A 16,606-nucleotide genomic window follows, 5' to 3' on the forward strand; every position below is an offset into this window, starting at 1 on the left:
AACAGGTCCTATTGGTAGATTTCAGGAAGCAATGTGGTCGAAACCGCAGGAACGTAGGCTATCAGAAGAACCACGATCAGCATTGTTAATACGAACGGTACCGCACGGGCCGCAATCTTCAGAATGGACTCACCTGTAATGCCAGATACGACGAACAGGTTAAGGCCAAGGGGCGGCGTAATGAAGCCGACGCCCAGTGCGGTGATCATCATGATGCAGAACTGGATTTCGTTCATGCCGATATTGTCGGCCAGCGGTTTCAGGATTGGAGCAAGGATCACGATATTGGGCGTCGTTTCCATAACGCAGCCAGCAGCGATCAGAATGCCGATCATCAGCAGGATCAACACGTATGGATCTTCGGTCAGCGAAGTGATTGAGGCGACAAACCCTTGAGGCACGCCCATGATCGCCAACGCCTCGGCCAACGGAGCCGAAAAGGCAATGATCGGAAGGATAACGCCGTTCACCTTAGCCGAACTGACCAGCATCGACGGAAAGTCAGCCAGGGTCAGCGTACGCAGAATGAACCCCATGATGATGGTCACGACCACTGCGGTGGCGCCAGCCTCGGTCGGGGTCAGACGACCTGAGAAGATGCCATAGAAGATAATCCCTGGCACGATAAACGCATACCAGCCCGATTTCAGGGCCTTGCCCAGATTGGCCAGCCACTCACCCAACGTCATCATACCGCCGTCTTCATAGTGATAAATGCGGTTCACTATGAGGTTGGTGATCAGGATTGAAACCAGGATGGCAAGACCGGGTATCAGGGCTGCCAGAAACAGGGTCGAGGCGGATATACCCAGCACAAGGCCGATGATGATATACGCAATGGACGGCGGGATCAGGATGCCCGTACAGGCACCAGCCGCAACCAGCGCACAGGCGTAAGGACGGGGATAGCCGCTTTCGACCAACCGATTGATGGTCATACGGCCCACAGCAGCAGCACCGGCGGCGTCGGAACCCGAAATGGCCGCGAACATTCCGCACACAAGAACGGTAGCCGAGCCAAACCCGCCTTTTGTAAAGCAGGTCAGCGCCTCGGCCACATCAAGAAACTTTCGCGAAAGGCCGGTCCGGACCAACACGTCGCCGGTCAGGATGAACAAAGGTACAGCTGTCAGGGCAAAAGCATCGATGCCGGTAAACAGGCTTTCGCCCACAAGGCTCAGCGGAAGGTCGCCGGACATGATCAGCATGACGATGGCGGCAGAACCGATTGCGGCCCAGACCGGAACTGCCATGGCAATCAAGCCAACGAACAGGATGACAGGTAGGTAAAAATCCCAGCCGAGCTCGACCGTTTGATTGAGAGAGTTCCAGAGCATTCCGTTTCCCCTCAGTCAAACAGTTTGTCGCCTTCGAAGACGGGCGTGCCGTCGCGAAGGGATTTGAAATCGCGTAAAAACGATTGGATCAGGCGCCAGATCATCAGCGCAAAGCCGGTCGGAACAGCCATCAGGAACCAGACCTTCGACACCCGAAGGCCATCTGTAACTGATCCGAACTTTGCCGAGACGTGAACCGCCTCGTACGACCAGTAAAGCGCAATCACAGCGACCACGAACATCACAAGGTCGCCAAAGATATAGAGCAAGGCCTTCGGTCGCGGCCCGAGGTAGTGCATCACCACATCAATGCGGATATGGGCCCGCTCCTTGACCGCCGCCGCAGCACCAATCCAGGCCAGATAGATGAACGAGTACCGGACGATCTCTTCGCCCCAGATCGAAGAATAAGCGAAGATTTCGCGTCGAAGGACCTCAATGGCCATGGTGATGACCAGCATCACGTAGAACACCAGCAGCAGCCAGCGCTCGGCGTTGCGATCTATGTTTTTTAGTAAGGTCATCGGTTCCCTCGGCGACAGAACAGTCAGGCGTGGCCTTCTGCTTCGGGCCCTTTTAGGCCTGACTGCTGTTGAGTGGTTGCGGGCGCCCAAAAGACGCCCACCAGATAAGATCAGGCGTCGTGGACGTAGTACTTGCCTTGCGTCCCGGCCGCCTCGACCAGTTTCTCAAACGCGTCCATCGACCCGGCCAGTTCTGTCTTGAATGGATCCCAATCGGCGTTTTGATAACCGCCGACACTTTCCCACTCGGCCAGTTGATCTGCGTTGAGCGAGTGGAATTCCACTCCGGCCTTATTAAGCTCGGCCATGGCATAGGCGCGGGCCGACGGCACTTTGGAGAGGTTCTGGTGGCTGGTCATCTCCGAGCCCCACATGATGCCTTCCTGAACGTCTGGTGGCATCGAATTGAACCATTCAAGGTTACACGAATAGACCTGACTGTCTGGCACAGCCTGCGTAAAGGTCACATGGCTGAGGATGTCTTTGAAGCCAAAGACGTACAGTGCACCGACCGACGGATCGAGCGCATCCGCAACCCCTTGTTTAATTGCCGAGGGCGTCTCGCCCCATGCAACAGGCGTCGGGTTCGCGCCGACCATACGGTAGTATTGCTGCAGCATTTTCGAGCCGGGAACGCGGAACTTCACGCCGCTCATGTCACCGGGGGTGATGATGGCGTTACCGCCCTGACGTACGGCAACGACGCGCGGGTCGATCACCACATAGAACAGTGCCTTGAACCCGGCTGCCTCGACTTTCGGGTGAACTTCGTTCTGCCATGTGTCGGAATGCACAAGGTTGGTGAACCGCTGGTTCGAACCGCACAGATAAGGCATGTTGATAAGGTCAACGGTCGACGCGAACGGTGCGAAGTTGGACAGCGAATGCTGCGCCGCCTGAATCGTCCCGCCCTGCACCTTCTGCACCAAAGCACCACCGGCACCCAGTTGGCCACCAGGCGCAAGCTTGACGTATACTTTGCCGTTTGTTGCGTTCTGGATGTTTTCTTTCAGGTCAAGCTGCATGATCGGATAGCTGCGCGAAGCGCCCAACACATATGCGGTTGCAACCGTCATTACATGATCGGCGGCCTTTTCACGCTCGCTTTCTTCTTTGGCTGTCTGCGCCACAGCTTCCGACGACCACAGGACGCCACCGGCACCTGCAACCAGCGCAGCAGTGAATGAACCACTAGCGCTGAGCTTCAGGAAGTTACGACGTTCGACGGACGCCAGTTCATTTCTATCGTTTTTCATTTAGTGCCCTCCCAAGCAAAAAATCAGCCATCGCTTTTTGCGTCGCGAGCGGCTTCCTTTTTTAGAATTGCGACAACGAACAGGATCGACGCCGCGAACAGAACCAACATCTCTCCGACGTCACCAAGAAAGGCGCTGTTTGCAAAAGCCCCCAACGCCACGTTCGCAAAATAGATGGCAAACACGAGTGCGGACGCAGCAAGAAACATCTCTTGGACTCCCTTTTCAGATTCGGCCCAACGTCATTTGTAAGCGCTTACATGCAAAATGCAAGCGCTTACATATCTGCTTCCTTCTCACCGCAGTTGAGTTTAGAGTTATCAGCAAAAGCAAATTGCGAGTTTGGAAATGGCGAAACCCCGGTCGGCGCCGACACTGGATGATGTGGCAAAAATGGCAGGTGTTTCGACGGCCACTGTGTCGCGTTGCCTCAACAGTCCGGACCGGGTGGTCGAAGCGACCCGTGAACGCGTACAGTCCGCAGTTGATGCGCTTGGGTATACGCCAAACTTTGCAGCCCGCGTAATGGCGGCCAAGCGGTCGTTCACCATCGGCGCGATCATTCCAACCATGGAAAACGCGATTTTTGCGCGGGGCCTTCAGGCCTTTCAGGAGGAGCTGCACCAGCGCGGCTATACGCTTTTGGTTTCAAGTTCGGCCTACAAACCGGAAATCGAAGAAGAACAAATCCGGACCTTGATTGCGCGTGGGGCTGACGGGTTGCTGCTAATCGGGCATGACCGCGATCCCGAGATCTATGACTTTCTGGACCAGCGCAATATTCCCGCTTTGGTCGCCTGGTCTTATCTGCCGGACTCCAAACTGCCTTCGGTCGGTTTTGACAATCGCGCGGCGATGTTCGACCTCGCCAGTCACGTTATTGGGTTGGGGCACACTCGGATTGGCGTGATATCAGCTCGCGTTGACGGAAATGACCGCGCCCGTCTCAGGGTTCAGGGCATCCGGGAAGCAGTCGCCGATCGTGGACTTGAGGCCAGCAATCTGACCGTTATCGAAACGTCGTATGAAATCGAAAACGGCGCCAAAGCCTTTAGCGACCTGATGAACGCCACCACGCCGCCGACAGCAATCCTATGTGGTAATGACGTGTTAGCCGTTGGTGCTTTGCGGCAGGCGCAAAAAATGGGGCTTGATGTACCCGGCGATGTTTCGATCACGGGCTTCGATGATATCGAACTGGCCCGGATCGTCTCCCCAGCTCTGACCACAGTGCATGTCCCCCACCGTGAAATGGGACACAAAGCAGCCCTGCAATTGATTGAGATGGTCGAAAACCAAACCGCCGGGGAGGGAGAACAACTGGCGACGAGAGTTGTAAATCGACCGTCGCTTGGCAAGCCCGTCTCCGGCTAAGCCGCTTCGCCCTCCATCGTGCGAAAATCGTCCTTCAACCAAGGATGCTTTGCGCACATCGGTCGCGTGAAATGTTGGCGGATTAGTTTCACCATAACCTTCTGGATCAGTTCCGAGGTCGTCACGGGATAAACTTCGGTCGTGAACAGGGACACGGTTCGCACGAAATTTCGGCCGGGAAATGGCATTGCCTTGACGCTGTTATGGAACCGCTGGGTCCGGTGAAAACAGGCAGCCGTCGTGATCGCCCAACCACTGCCCTGGGCCACCAAACCGATAATGGACTGATTGCACTCCAGTTCGAACCTGTTCGGCAAACTGAACTTGCTACGCGCCAATTGAATCTCAATTTGTTTCCCGATGACGTAGTCTCGGGAGTACCGCAGCAAGGGTAAATCCGCGTCCGGGTGAAACAACTCTTCAGGCGAACCGTCAAAGTTGTTGGGAAGCACGACAAGGAACGGATCGCGCATCAATGGGTATTCGATCAACCCTTCGGTTCGTCCCGGTGGTCGCGTGGCAACCCCCACATCCAGTTTATGTTCCTGCAGCTTGGCAAGGATTTCGTGGCTGGGACGCGTAAAGTGGCGAAAATTGCAGCGCGGCAGAGCTTGCGCCAGAAAACGAACCATATCAGGGGCAATCTGGTTGTCGAAATCATCAATCAACGCCAACCGCAGATCGGTTGCGTGTTGCCAATTGCCCGTTCGGATTTCGGCCTCGCCGCGTTTCAGAACGGTCAAACCGTCACGGACATACCTCGAAAAGACCTCGCCTGCGGGCGTCAGTCCCATGGGTCTGCGCCCATGGTCGACCAACTCAATGCCAAGCGCATTCTCCAAACTGCGCAAGTGGTTCGAGACTGTGCTGATTGACAGACCTGTTTCGGACGCAACCTGTTGGATCGACCCGGATTTGGCGATCAATTGGAAAACTTCCAGCCATCTCAGGCTTAGCGATTTTGACATTGGCAGCTATCATTGTTTCGATTTGTCCGAAACTAGCCAAGCAAAGATTTGCCCCCACGGCAATGCTGAAATTGACCTCGGGGTGAAGCTTATGCCTTCATCCGGGCAAATTCCGGATCATATGGGCACGCCGGAATGACAGTTGCGCGCACACGCTGACCGCAACTGTCCAACTCCATTTCGTGGCCGATACCCGAGAAGGCGGGGTCGACAAATGCATGAGCAAGGTTCAACCCGGTGCGGTACCCCCATTCGCCGGACGTGATGGTGCCCACAACCTGATCCCCTTGCATCAGCGAAGCTCCGGGGTTTGCAGGGCCGGACTTTGAGAGTATCTGAAGCGAAACAAGCTTTTTTCGTGGACCATCCGATTGCCTTTTCAGCAACGCTGCGCGTCCGACAAAATCGCCCTTGTTTAAGCGGACGAACCTGTCCAAGCCGGTTTCAAAAGGATCGAATTCGGTGATCAGGTCGGCTTTCCAATGAAGGAAACTTTTCTCCATCCGCATCGTTTCCACGGCCCGCGCGCCAAACAGTCTCATCCCGTGCGCCTCTCCTGCCTGCCGCAACGCAAGATAGGCCGCGTAGAGCGACGCGTTGGGGACATGGATCTCATAGGCCAACTCACCGGAAAAGCTGAGATTCATGACCGTGGCCGGGGCGATGCCAACAAAGCACTCCCGGACATTGAGCCATGGGAAAACCTCGGCCGACCAATCGCCGCGTGCGCAGGCTGACAAAACGAGCCGCGCTTTGGGGCCTGCGAGGACAAGTATGGTTTGATCATTTGTAAGGCTGCGCAGATGAACATCTTCATCGCCTTGCATGTTCTGACGAAGCCAATCCATGTCATGAAATTCACTTGCCGCGGCCGAGCCATACCAAACACGCGCCAGCCCCCGGTCGCTGGCTGGAAGATTGGCGACCGTAGCCTCGGCCTTGACCATACCGTGATGGTTCAGCAGGTACCCCAGCCCTACCCGCGCCTCGCGCCGGGTGACAGGCCCGCAGAACACCCTGTCCAGAAAGGCATGTCGGTCTGCACCTGTGATTTCGATCCTATTGAACCCGTTCACCTCGGCCAATCCAACGCCCGTTTGCACGTTTCTAACCTCAGCGGCGACCACGTCGAAAGTTTCGTCAAAACCGAAACTATGGGTCGGCGTAAAATCAGGCGAAGGTTTGATGTAATCCACCCTCTCCCAACCATTGACCACGGTGAATTCAGCCCCTTCAGACGCCAGCACCGGTGTCAAAGGCGTTGTCTTGGCGAGGCGACCCGCGGGACGATGTTCATGCGGAAAGTGGAACCGGAATTCGTTTTGATAGTCTTCGATGGCCTTCAGCGCTGTCAATTCCACATTGGCGTGACCTGTAAACCGACGAGGGTCGAGGCACCAGGTATCGTAACACGCCTCACCATGCACAATTTGCTGGGCGAGCAACCACCCATGCCCGCCACCTTCGCCCAGCCCCGCACGAAGGCCGATGATGCAAAACGCGTTGCGTTTGCCGGGGATAGGCCCCACCAGCGGCGCCCCGTCGATTGTGTAGGTAATCGGCCCGTTTACGACCGTGTGAATGCCGGCCTCCATCAATGCTGGCATCCGCGCGAATGCGCCTTCCAACACGTCTGTCACACGATCCAGATCGTCGGGACAAAGCGCGTTTACAAAGTTCGGATCAATCCCATCCATACCCCAGGTCTTGCAGTCCTGCTCATAAAACCCAAGCAACAGGCCGTTCTTTTCCTGTCGGCAGTAATAGTCGCTGATCGGGCAGCGCAGCAGAGGCATCCGATGGCCCGCATCGCGGATTGCAGAAATTTCTTCGGTCAGGAAATACTGGTGCTCCATCGAAGACACCGGATGATGGACACCCATCATTGCCCCTACCTCGTTGACCCGATAACCACAGGCATTGACCACGATATCACAGTCGATATCGCCATGTTCGGTCTGCACAGTCCAAGTGTCATCGCCGTGCTGCACCAGCCCTGTAACTGGCGTATTCCGATAGACTTCGGCACCGGCCTTCCGAGCCCGTCGCGCCAAAGCCTGACACAGTTGAGCCGGGTCGATATCGCCATCCAGCGGATCCCACAGCCCACCAATTAGATTGTCGGTCGAAATCAGAGGGTGGCGGCGGGCGCATTCTTCGGCATCAATCACCTCAAAATGCACATCCATGCCACGCGCCATGGATGCGAAGTGGTGGTAACCCTGCATCTGGCCTTCGGTGTTGGCCAGGCGTATCCCACCGTCCCCATGGTGATAATTGATCGGGTATTCCGGATCGTCGGCCAATTCTTTGTACAGGCGGATCGAATGAGATTTCAGCCCCACCATCGTCTGGTTCATGCCAAAATTCGTCACCTGCGCGGCCGAATGCCATGTCGTACCAGAGGTTAGTTCGTTCCGTTCGACCAGAACCACATCGGTCCACCCCTCTTGCGTAAGGTGATACAGGGTGGAACATCCCGCGATTCCACCACCGATCACAACAACTTTGGTACGCGACTTCATTCGTTCTGCTCCGTTTAGTTCTCTCCAAGTCTTGCGGAAGAACAGACTGGTGCGACAACCGTGCAGATGCGGGTGCAGGAAAATCGAAACTGCGATTTCGGATTCTGAAAACGGCAATTCGACTTTGATGCCGGGATGTTCCGCCCCTTACGGTGCAGGAAAGCAAACAAGGGGATGGGACCGGATGTCATCGGACGGATCTAAACGCAGCGGCCGAAAAGCGCGACATGCCCAACGGGCAGCCAAACCCGTCGTCGACCCCTGCCCGCCCGGCCAGAGGGGTGGGACTTACAAACCCCTGAGCCAACCTGAAATCGAACAGATATTCGACACCGCATTGCGGCTATTGGAAGACTTGGGCATGGGAAACGTGCCACAAAGGCTTGCTGCCGACCTCAAGGCAGCAGGTGCCAAGGACGGGCAACAGAACCGGCTGCTGTTCCCGCGTGAAATGGTTCAACGCGCGATCGATGAAGCACCTAAGAGTTTTGTGTTTCATGGCCGGGACGAAAATCGCTCGATTGAGGTTGGTGGCGACCGCGTTTATTTCGGCACCGGCGGCGCGGCTGTTCAGACGCTGGACATCGACAGTGGGCTTTATCGCCCCTCTACTCTGGCGGACCTACACGATTTCACCCGATTGCAGGACACGCTGGCCAATGTCAGCTGGTTCACACGGTGTTGCGTGGCAACGGATGTGCCCGATGTATATGATCTGGACGTCAACACCGCCTACGCACTGGTACGCAACACCACCAAACCGGTGGCGACGTCATTTACCTTAGCTGAACATGTCAGACCCATTGTCGAGATGCTGGACATCGTCGCCGGGGGACCGGGTGAATTCGCCAAACGCCCTTTTCTGAAAGCGCATATTAGCCCGGTGATTTCACCACTGCGCTACGGCGAGGATGCAGTCGACGTAGTCTACGAATGCGTCGCTCATAACATCCCCATGTCGTGCATTACGGCGGCGCAGGCGGGCGCCACGGCTCCGGCTACATTGGCCGGTTTTTTGGCGCAGTCACTGGCCGAGACACTGGCCAGTCTTGTCATGGTCAACGCGATCAAGCCCGGCTTTCCGATGGTGTTTTCCAACTGGCCCTTCATTGTGGACCTCAGAACCGGGTCGTTTGCAGGCGGCAGTGGGGAAACCGCCGTTTTGAACGCGGCCTCGGCGCAGATTACCAACTGGTTAGGTCTGCCATCGGGCGTGGCGGCATCTATGACCGACGCAAAGGCCATCGACGCGCAATATGGCGTTGAAAAAGGCATGACATCCCTTGCGGCAGCCTTGGCCGGGGGAAACCTGATCTACGAAAGCTCGGGCATGACCGCGTCGCTACTGGGCGCGAGTTTCGAGGGCTTTGTACTGGACAACGAGATGCACTCTCACACCTATCGCGCGTTGCGCGGGATTGAGGTAACTAAAGAAAACCTGGGTTTCGACGCCATCTGCCATTCGGTTTTAGGCGACGGTCACTTTCTGGGCAGCGAACAGACATATGCGGCCATGGAACGCGACTACTTTTACCCTGAACTCGCGGACCGTCAGGAACCTCGCACGTGGCAAAACGACGGTGCCAAAGACGCGTGGTCATTCGCCCGGCACCACGCCAAAGAGGTTCTGGCCAGTCATCACCCAGATTATCTGAGCGCCGAACAGGAAGCCGAAATCCGGAAACGTTTCCGCATTCTGATCTGAAAACCACAAGGCATTCCCAGCACTGCAATCAGCCGCTAGGGTCAGCCGTGAAACACGCAAGGAATATCGCCATGACTGATTCATTTTTTCAGCCGGTATCGGCGATGGAACTCGCCCGGTTTGCCGGCATCCCTTCGTTCATGCGTCTTCCCAGCTTGAATCTGGACCACGAACGCATAACCGACGTCGAAGTGGGTCTGATCGGCATCCCATGGGATGGCGGCACCACTAATCGCCCCGGGGCGCGGCATGGTCCGCGACAACTGCGGGACTTTTCCACAATGATCCGCGCAATGAACCCGGTCACAGGCGTCGCACCGTTCTCAATGGTCAATTGCGCCGATCTTGGCGACGTGGCACCCAATCCGGTCGATATCCACGACACTCTGAACCGGGTCACAGAGTTCTATGTGGACCTGCACTCAAAAGGCATTGTTCCGCTGACCGCAGGTGGGGATCACCTGACCACCCTGCCCGTTCTGCGCGCGCTTGCCTCTGAAGGTCCTGTTGGCCTGATCCAGTTCGACAGCCACACGGACTTGTTCGACGGCTATTTTGGCGGCCACAAGTTTACCCACGGGACTCCGTTCCGGCGCGCCGTCGAAGAAGGCTTGGTCGATCCTAAGCGATTTGTGCAGGTGGGCATCCGGGGCACCGCCTATAATACCGAGGACATCGAGTGGGGTGAGGCACAGGGCATCCGTATTATCCGTATCGAGGAATTGTTCGACCGGGGTATTAAGGATGTGATGGCCGAGGTGCGCGGTATCGTTGGGCAAGCACCGACCTATTGCACCTATGACATCGACTTTGTTGACCCGACCTTTGCGCCCGGCACCGGAACCCCCGAGATCGGCGGGCCAAACAGCTTTCAGGCGCAACAGGTCATTCGTCAGATGTCCGGTGTTAACCTGATTGGCGCTGATCTGGTCGAGGTTGCACCCCCGTTCGATCCGAACGGAGGCACCGCGTGGCTGGGCATTTCACTGATGTTCGAATTGCTGTGCGTATTGGCGCAGGCCGTGGACGCAAGGCGCTAGCTGACGTTTTCGGCAATCATCGAGATCATTTCAAACATCACCGCCGCTGCCGTCAGCGCGGTGATGTTGTTCGGACTGTCCTTGGTTGGCATCATACAAACGACATCCCCACCCACGATGTTCAGACCGCGCGCCGCGCGCAGAATGCCGACAGCCTCGTCAATATCGAACCCCTTTTCGCCCGGCTCCAAGTTGGACACCGCGGGCGCAACGGTCGGGTCGAGGCAATCCAGATCGAAGGTGATATAGACCGGGCGGTCCCCCAGCACCTCTTTGGTCTGGGCCACGACATCCTCCAACCCGCGCTGCCGGAACTCGCGCATGGTGACGATGTTGTAGCCATAGTCATAAGACGGCTGCAGCCAGTCCAGACTGCGCGGGTGGCCGCGCAGCCCGATCTGCATGGATCGCGTGGGGTCTACCTGTCCCTGATCGGCCAGATATGCGCCCCAATGGGCTGCTGATTTCTTGGCCCCCAAGAAATGATCAACCTTGGTGAATACGTCTGTGTGGGCATCCAGATGGAGGAAGCTGACAGGCTCTCCTCCCGCCAGTTTGCCACCCCCCAGCGCCTGAACGATGCCACCGGTGATGGAATGATCGCCGCCAATCGACACCGGGCGCGCACCGGCCGCGTCAATATCTTTATAAAAGCGGGTGATACGTTCGATGCAGTCTTCATTATCGTTAGCGCGGGGAAACGGAACATCGCCAACATCTGCAATTCGCGCACTGTTCCACGGGTCGATTTCAAAAACCGAATGGACCCGCCGCTGTACGGCCGAAACATGCCGCAATGCACGAGGACCCAAATGCTGATCCCGTTCGGTTGTGCCGTTACCGGTTGAATGTGGCACCCCGACCAACGCGATGTCCTGCCCATCCGGCCCCTGATTGGGGCATCGGAACAAAGTGGGTACTCCCCACCAATACAGATTGTCCATCATGGACTGTTCATAGCGGTCGGTCATATGCGCCTCCGGTCAAAGAAAAACGCCCCCGGTGGAACCAGGGGCGTGTGCGTTCAGAGTTTTTCGTCTTCTCGGCGGAAGGCACCTTGCACAATGCGGTCCATGACCATGGCCAGGAAGAGGATGGCAAACCCACCCAGCAGTCCCGGACCCTTGGCGGCGTATTGCAATGCTTCGAGGATTTCCTTGCCCAGACCACCGCCACCAATCAGTGAGATAATCACCACCATCGACAGGCACATCAGAATGGTCTGGTTCACGCCGGTCATGATCGATGGCAAGGCTAGCGGTATCTCGACATCCTTGAGTAGCTGCCATTTCGAGGCACCAAAGGCCACGGCGGCCTCTTTGATACTGTCCGGAACCCCGCGCATTCCCAACGCGGTCAGACGAATAACCGGCGGCATCCCAAAGATGATCGTTGCCAGAATGCCCGGTGGATTGCCGGTGCCAAAGAAAGCGATGATCGGGATCAGGTACACAAACGCAGGCAATGTTTGCATCAGGTCCAAAACAGGCTCAGCTGCCCGATAGGCGCGCTTCGATTTGCCGAACCAAATGCCCAGCGGAATACCGAACACGACACACAACAACACGGCAGCGCCCACAAGAGCCACCGTTTCCATTGCCACGTCCCAATACCCAAGCAACGCGATATATGCCAACGAGGATGCGGTGAAGATCGCCACCCTCGGCCCAGCCGCGCGCCACGCGGTCACGCAGATCACCAGCATCACAACCGGCCATGGAGAGCCGATAAGTGCAATAGTCAACGCATCCAAAACCGATCGTACACCGGCTACGATGCCGTCGAAAACATCTCCTCCGGCTGCGGCAGCAGCATCAATCTGCGCCTCCATCCAGCTTGCAAGGTTTGAGAACAACGTTCCGTTGCCTTCCCCCAATATCATTGCGGAAACTTGCTGCTCGGGGAATGCGTCCAACAATGGAAGTGAGGCGTTTACAGTGAATTTGTACACGATCAGCGGGCCAATTGCGGCCACCAAAACTGCGCCCAAAACCGTGTTCCGGGCCGAACGACCGCTTTCGGTGCTAAGCGGATCAATCCGCCAGTTCGAGTACTGTTTTTCGTACACGCGGTCCGCGTAAAACCCTTGAACAAGCTTAAAGACTAGAAGCATCAACAGGCCCGTGACCATGATGCCCACGGCTTCGGACTGAGCGGCAGCGGCTTTTTCAAAACTGGAATCCGCCGCCTTCTGGATATTAGCCGCCAGTTTGTTGAACCGGTCTATATCTGCCTTTTCGGTCGCCGCAGCCGCGCGTTCCAACAGCTCGGTCGCGCGAGCTTGCTGACGCTCGGCCCGTTCGGCCAAATCAGCGCCGGGGTTGCCCCAGGCACCGCGGCCAATCTGAACCCAGGCTATGATTTCCAGGATCAGGAACGTCCAGAACATTCCCCATATCGCGCGGGACGCAGACCAGAATGGCCCCAGAACAGCCGCCCAGATGTTGAAGGTATTGGGAATACCGCTGGTCGCATCATGGATTTTATGAAACGCGTTGACGTAGTAGTCGCCGTTTGGCCCGGTAAATTCGTGGATCGAGCGGTCCAGCGCCTCGCGGTCGACTTCGATATCCGAGGCGGCCGTGACTTTTACTTCTGTGGTTGCATCAGTCATTTTTGCCCCCCTGAATTCCGCGCAGTAGCCGCGGTTTTGTAACCACTCCTACATCAGCGCCAGCATCGGTGATGATGACCGGCAAGTCCGTATTGACGGCGAGGTCGATTAACTGATCCAGATCAGCCCCTTCATCCGCGCGCGGCGCACCATCGGTCGGGCCAGAGTAACTTTCGATCGGCTCCATGATTGAATGCGCCTTGACCAGTTTCAGTTTGGAAATGCCCTGCACGAACTCTCGCACGTAGTCGTCTGCAGGGTTCATGACGATGTCTTCCGGCGTACCGATCTGCACAATGACACCGTCTTTCATGATCGCAATGCGGTGACCTATGCGAATGGCCTCGTCCAGATCGTGCGTGATGAACAGCGTCGTCTTTTTCAATTGTGCCACCAGTGCCTTGAACTGGTCCTGCAATTGCAGGCGGATCAGCGGATCAAGGGCTGAAAACGGCTCATCCATCAGCAGGATCTCGGGGTCCGAGGCCAGCGCGCGGGCAATCCCAACACGTTGCTGCATGCCGCCCGACAATTCTTTGGGAAGACGATCTTCGTAGCCTGTCAGGTCTACCAATCCTAAGGCGTGATCTGAAACCGCCCAGCGTTTCGATTTCGACACTTTGCGGATTTCCAGCGGGTAGGCGACATTATCGCGGACCGAGCGGTGCGGCATCAGCGCCATATGTTGAAACACCATCCCAATTTGCATCGCACGGATGCGACGCAGCTCGGCCTCGGAAATCTTGGACACATCCTGCCCCAGGATTTCGATCTTTCCGGCGGTCGGTTCAATCAAGCGATTGACGTGCCGTACCAACGTTGATTTGCCAGAGCCTGACAGCCCCATGATGCAAAAAATCTCGCCCCTTGGCACTTCGAATGACGCGCCCTGCACGCCAACGACACAATTGAATCTCTCTAGAACTTCAGGCTTTCCAATGCCTTCGTTCCGGACGGCTTCCATGGCTTCTTCGGCGCGGGCGCCAAAGATTTTCCAGACATCCGTCAGTTTAACGACTGTTTCGGTCATTTTTGTCCCTTTGGTGCAAAACAGGCCGCCGGGGCTGTCCCGACGGCCTGCCAGAGTTTCAGTTCCGGTCGGCGTCAATCAATTTGACATCCAACCCAGAACGGCATCTTCGTTCGCACCGACCCATTCTTCGGCATAGGCCAAAGGTTCTTTGCCTTCGATTACCAATGCATATGTCATTGCCGAAACCGTATCGGTATCCAGTTTCATATTGGCCAGCATGGTTGCAACTTCGGGGTATTCGTCCTCAAGCGACTTTGCGAAGTGCAAGTGCAGATACGCTAGGTCCCAAGCAACGCCGGCCTCGGATTTTTCCAGCCAGTCCGGGTCATCTGTGGGCTGCAACACGTTCCATTTGGCTGCATCATAAGCCGGTTCTTCAAGGATCTGCATGTCATGCAGGGCAAACACGTAGTGCGGCGTGTAACAGAAGCCGACCCACGGGTCGCCAGCCTTGATCGCGTTGTCGAGATTGGCATAAGCCACTGTCTCGTCAATCTCTGTCAGCTCAAAGACCTGATCATACCCATAGGACTTTGCTCGAATTTTCTCGACATTGGTCGACGCCCATCCTGGCGCGCCGATCCAAAGTTCGCCCTGGCCGTCACCGTTGCTGTCGAAAAGCGCGGCATTGTCGGGATTTGTCAGGTCCTCAATGGACGTGATGCCATGTGCTTCGGCCGTTGCCTTGTCTACGCACATGCCCTGAAAGGCTTCGACACCATTCGCGTTGAATGTAACGGTCCCCTTATCTTTTACGTATGTGTCATGCAGGTTTTGCTGGTTCGGCATCCACACTTCGGGATGAACGTGCATGGCGCCTGAGTCCATCGCTTCGAACACAATCGGGTTTGTGCCATTTTGAAGTTCAACTTCAAGGCCCAGGTTCTGTTCGATCGCAACTTTCAAAATATGTGCCGTCGCATTCACCGAAGGCCAGTTTGGCACGCCGATCACAATATCAGCAGCAAGGGCGGGTCCGGCGATCACAGCGGACGCGCCTCCCAGTAACGTGGCTAGTTTGTTCATTTGTTTCTCCATGTTGGGCGTCTGCGGTGATATTGTTCTGTGCCCGAAGGCCGTATTTCACCTTGCAAACAAAGTCGAAAAGCCGGTTCTTTCCCCAGTTTTCGGTCAGCGGCACGATGCGCCGACCCGGCAAAAAAATTCAAACATGCAGACGCGCCACTCATCAAGTGTTGCGTCCACCAGGCATTCGTTTTCGAGATTATCATAAAAATGTTTCGGTTTTTTCGAAAAACAACCGGGCAGTTTTATCTGGCTGTCAGGCAGCACCCTGTTCCAGAATGTAAGCGACGGCCTCTTCGGTCAGATGCTTGAACCGCGCGTGTTCATTAACGTAGAGACAAACCTGGCGCTGATCGGGCAGATCTGCAATTTCACGAAACGCTGTCGCCTCGGGCATGAAATCGGCGACCGATTGCGGCAACACCGTCACCCAATCTCCGGTTTTGACCATTGTGATAAGGGAATGGGTATTGTGAACAGTAACATCCGCCTGCGCTTCGGAGGCGCGGAACTTGGGTGATTGAATCAGATCACACAGCGCGTTGCGGATAAATGGAAGCGCCAAAACGTCGTCAATTGTTGGTGTAATGGGCTGTTTTATCAACTGATGATCAGAGGCGCAAACCAACCCAAACCGATCTTCGAACAACGGAAGCGACCGAACTCCGTTTAGCGCGTGCTGACCTGAGGCGATACCAATATCCGCCTTGCCTTCTATTAGCGCGTCCAAAACCTGCTGAGTATCTGCATCGCGCAGTTCGACTTTCACCCCGGGAAAGCGTTGCGTCATGTAGGCCAGTACCTTTGGGAAGACCAACGCAGCGACTGATGGAACTGCTGCTATCCGCAGCAGGCCGTGTTCTGCACTTGCCGCAGCCAAGATATCCAAGACAGCCTGGTCGAACTGGCGAACTTGTTTCAGGGCCACTTCGAAAACTTGCAAACCCAGTGGCGACAGTTGATTCTTACGCTCTCCTTCAAAGAGCTTTTTGCCAAGATGATCCTCAAACTGCTTGAGGGTCATCGAGACCGCCGACTGGGTCCGCCCCAGTCTGTCGGCTGCCTCGATCAGGTTGCCGGTTTGGGCGACGGTGCAAAAACACCGCAAGGTCTCAATCTTGATCGCCAAGCTTCACCTTTTTTGAAGTTTGCTCAATTTATTTGAGTTTGACTGATATCTACTCAAAAAGCCATTCTGCGCCAG

Annotated in this window: 14 protein-coding genes; 3 read left to right on the forward strand and 11 right to left on the reverse strand. The window is 56.0% G+C overall.

Going from position 1 to position 16,606, the window contains the following annotated elements; genetic code table 11:
• Window positions 1-8: 8 nt before the first annotated feature.
• The 4 genes from ACR0AK_RS17485 to ACR0AK_RS17500 form a co-directional block, all read right to left on the reverse strand.
• Entirely contained in the window at window positions 9-1,337 is a 1,329-nt protein-coding gene (locus tag ACR0AK_RS17485; RefSeq protein WP_170560467.1) for a TRAP transporter large permease, read from the reverse strand.
• A gap of 11 nt (window positions 1,338-1,348) precedes the next feature.
• Window positions 1,349-1,861: a TRAP transporter small permease gene (locus ACR0AK_RS17490; protein WP_170560469.1), complete on the reverse strand. Its 513-nt coding sequence runs from the start codon at window positions 1,859-1,861 to the stop codon at window positions 1,349-1,351.
• A gap of 110 nt (window positions 1,862-1,971) precedes the next feature.
• Window positions 1,972-3,117, reverse strand: coding sequence for a TRAP transporter substrate-binding protein (locus tag ACR0AK_RS17495; protein WP_480794295.1), 1,146 nt, complete (start codon window positions 3,115-3,117; stop codon window positions 1,972-1,974).
• A gap of 23 nt (window positions 3,118-3,140) precedes the next feature.
• Window positions 3,141-3,326, reverse strand: a complete 186-nt coding sequence (locus ACR0AK_RS17500; RefSeq protein WP_480794296.1) for a hypothetical protein — start codon at window positions 3,324-3,326, stop codon at window positions 3,141-3,143.
• Between the two features lie 139 nt (window positions 3,327-3,465).
• Between ACR0AK_RS17500 and ACR0AK_RS17505 the strand changes: the two genes are divergently transcribed.
• Entirely contained in the window at window positions 3,466-4,491 is a 1,026-nt protein-coding gene (locus ACR0AK_RS17505; RefSeq protein ID WP_480794297.1) for a LacI family DNA-binding transcriptional regulator, read from the forward strand.
• Here ACR0AK_RS17505 and ACR0AK_RS17510 read toward each other — a convergent pair.
• Together ACR0AK_RS17510 and ACR0AK_RS17515 are read right to left on the reverse strand one after the other, a co-directional pair.
• The gene (locus ACR0AK_RS17510; protein ID WP_170560475.1) at window positions 4,488-5,459 is read right to left on the reverse strand and encodes a LysR family transcriptional regulator; all 972 of its coding nucleotides are present in this window, start codon (window positions 5,457-5,459) and stop codon (window positions 4,488-4,490) included. The genes ACR0AK_RS17505 and ACR0AK_RS17510 overlap by 4 nt on opposite strands.
• An 89-nt stretch (window positions 5,460-5,548) precedes the next feature.
• Window positions 5,549-7,984 carry a GcvT family protein gene (locus ACR0AK_RS17515; protein WP_480794298.1) on the reverse strand — a complete coding sequence of 812 codons (2,436 nt, stop codon included), beginning with the start codon at window positions 7,982-7,984 and terminating at the stop codon, window positions 5,549-5,551.
• A 184-nt stretch (window positions 7,985-8,168) separates the two neighbouring features.
• On the opposite strand from ACR0AK_RS17515, the gene ACR0AK_RS17520 reads away from it, so the two are divergent.
• Complete coding sequence (locus ACR0AK_RS17520) at window positions 8,169-9,689, forward strand: trimethylamine methyltransferase family protein (protein ID WP_480794299.1); 1,521 nt, start codon at window positions 8,169-8,171, stop codon at window positions 9,687-9,689.
• 71 nt (window positions 9,690-9,760) lie between these two features.
• Window positions 9,761-10,729: an agmatinase gene (locus ACR0AK_RS17525; RefSeq protein WP_480794300.1), complete on the forward strand. Its 969-nt coding sequence runs from the start codon at window positions 9,761-9,763 to the stop codon at window positions 10,727-10,729.
• Here the strand turns inward: ACR0AK_RS17525 and ACR0AK_RS17530 are convergent.
• The 5 genes from ACR0AK_RS17530 to ACR0AK_RS17550 all read right to left on the reverse strand — a co-directional run bounded on the left by ACR0AK_RS17530 (window position 10,726) and on the right by ACR0AK_RS17550 (window position 16,531).
• Window positions 10,726-11,700, reverse strand: coding sequence for an arginase family protein (locus ACR0AK_RS17530; protein WP_480794301.1), 975 nt, complete (start codon window positions 11,698-11,700; stop codon window positions 10,726-10,728). The two genes, ACR0AK_RS17525 and ACR0AK_RS17530, sit on opposite strands and share 4 nt — an antisense overlap.
• Window positions 11,701-11,753: 53 nt before the next feature.
• Window positions 11,754-13,343: an ABC transporter permease gene (locus ACR0AK_RS17535; RefSeq protein WP_480794302.1), complete on the reverse strand. Its 1,590-nt coding sequence runs from the start codon at window positions 13,341-13,343 to the stop codon at window positions 11,754-11,756.
• A complete protein-coding gene (locus ACR0AK_RS17540; RefSeq protein WP_170560487.1) occupies window positions 13,336-14,373 on the reverse strand; it encodes a quaternary amine ABC transporter ATP-binding protein in 1,038 nt (345 codons plus the stop codon). Before ACR0AK_RS17540 ends, ACR0AK_RS17535 begins: the two co-directional genes overlap by 8 nt.
• Before the next feature lie 78 nt (window positions 14,374-14,451).
• Window positions 14,452-15,402: an ABC transporter substrate-binding protein gene (locus ACR0AK_RS17545; RefSeq protein WP_217356542.1), complete on the reverse strand. Its 951-nt coding sequence runs from the start codon at window positions 15,400-15,402 to the stop codon at window positions 14,452-14,454.
• A gap of 256 nt (window positions 15,403-15,658) precedes the next feature.
• Window positions 15,659-16,531 carry a LysR family transcriptional regulator gene (locus tag ACR0AK_RS17550; protein WP_480794303.1) on the reverse strand — a complete coding sequence of 291 codons (873 nt, stop codon included), beginning with the start codon at window positions 16,529-16,531 and terminating at the stop codon, window positions 15,659-15,661.
• Between the last annotated feature and the right edge of the window lie 75 nt (window positions 16,532-16,606).

This window comes from Ruegeria sp. BI12, assembly GCF_056537985.1.

Bases quoted from the DNA above. Each gene is read 5' to 3' on its own strand.
- ACR0AK_RS17530 (WP_480794301.1), bottom strand. From the start codon at position 11,700: ATGACCGACCGCTATGAACAGTCCATGATGGACAATCTGTATTGGTGG.
- ACR0AK_RS17545 (WP_217356542.1), bottom strand. From the start codon at position 15,402: ATGAACAAACTAGCCACGTTACTGGGAGGCGCGTCCGCTGTGATCGCC.
- ACR0AK_RS17505 (WP_480794297.1), top strand. From the start codon at position 3,466: ATGGCGAAACCCCGGTCGGCGCCGACACTGGATGATGTGGCAAAAATG.
- ACR0AK_RS17515 (WP_480794298.1), bottom strand. From the start codon at position 7,984: ATGAAGTCGCGTACCAAAGTTGTTGTGATCGGTGGTGGAATCGCGGGA.
- ACR0AK_RS17500 (WP_480794296.1), bottom strand. From the start codon at position 3,326: ATGTTTCTTGCTGCGTCCGCACTCGTGTTTGCCATCTATTTTGCGAAC.
- ACR0AK_RS17490 (WP_170560469.1), bottom strand. From the start codon at position 1,861: ATGACCTTACTAAAAAACATAGATCGCAACGCCGAGCGCTGGCTGCTG.
- ACR0AK_RS17520 (WP_480794299.1), top strand. From the start codon at position 8,169: ATGTCATCGGACGGATCTAAACGCAGCGGCCGAAAAGCGCGACATGCC.
- ACR0AK_RS17535 (WP_480794302.1), bottom strand. From the start codon at position 13,343: ATGACTGATGCAACCACAGAAGTAAAAGTCACGGCCGCCTCGGATATC.
- ACR0AK_RS17525 (WP_480794300.1), top strand. From the start codon at position 9,761: ATGACTGATTCATTTTTTCAGCCGGTATCGGCGATGGAACTCGCCCGG.
- ACR0AK_RS17540 (WP_170560487.1), bottom strand. From the start codon at position 14,373: ATGACCGAAACAGTCGTTAAACTGACGGATGTCTGGAAAATCTTTGGC.
- ACR0AK_RS17485 (WP_170560467.1), bottom strand. From the start codon at position 1,337: ATGCTCTGGAACTCTCTCAATCAAACGGTCGAGCTCGGCTGGGATTTT.
- ACR0AK_RS17495 (WP_480794295.1), bottom strand. From the start codon at position 3,117: ATGAAAAACGATAGAAATGAACTGGCGTCCGTCGAACGTCGTAACTTC.
- ACR0AK_RS17510 (WP_170560475.1), bottom strand. From the start codon at position 5,459: ATGTCAAAATCGCTAAGCCTGAGATGGCTGGAAGTTTTCCAATTGATC.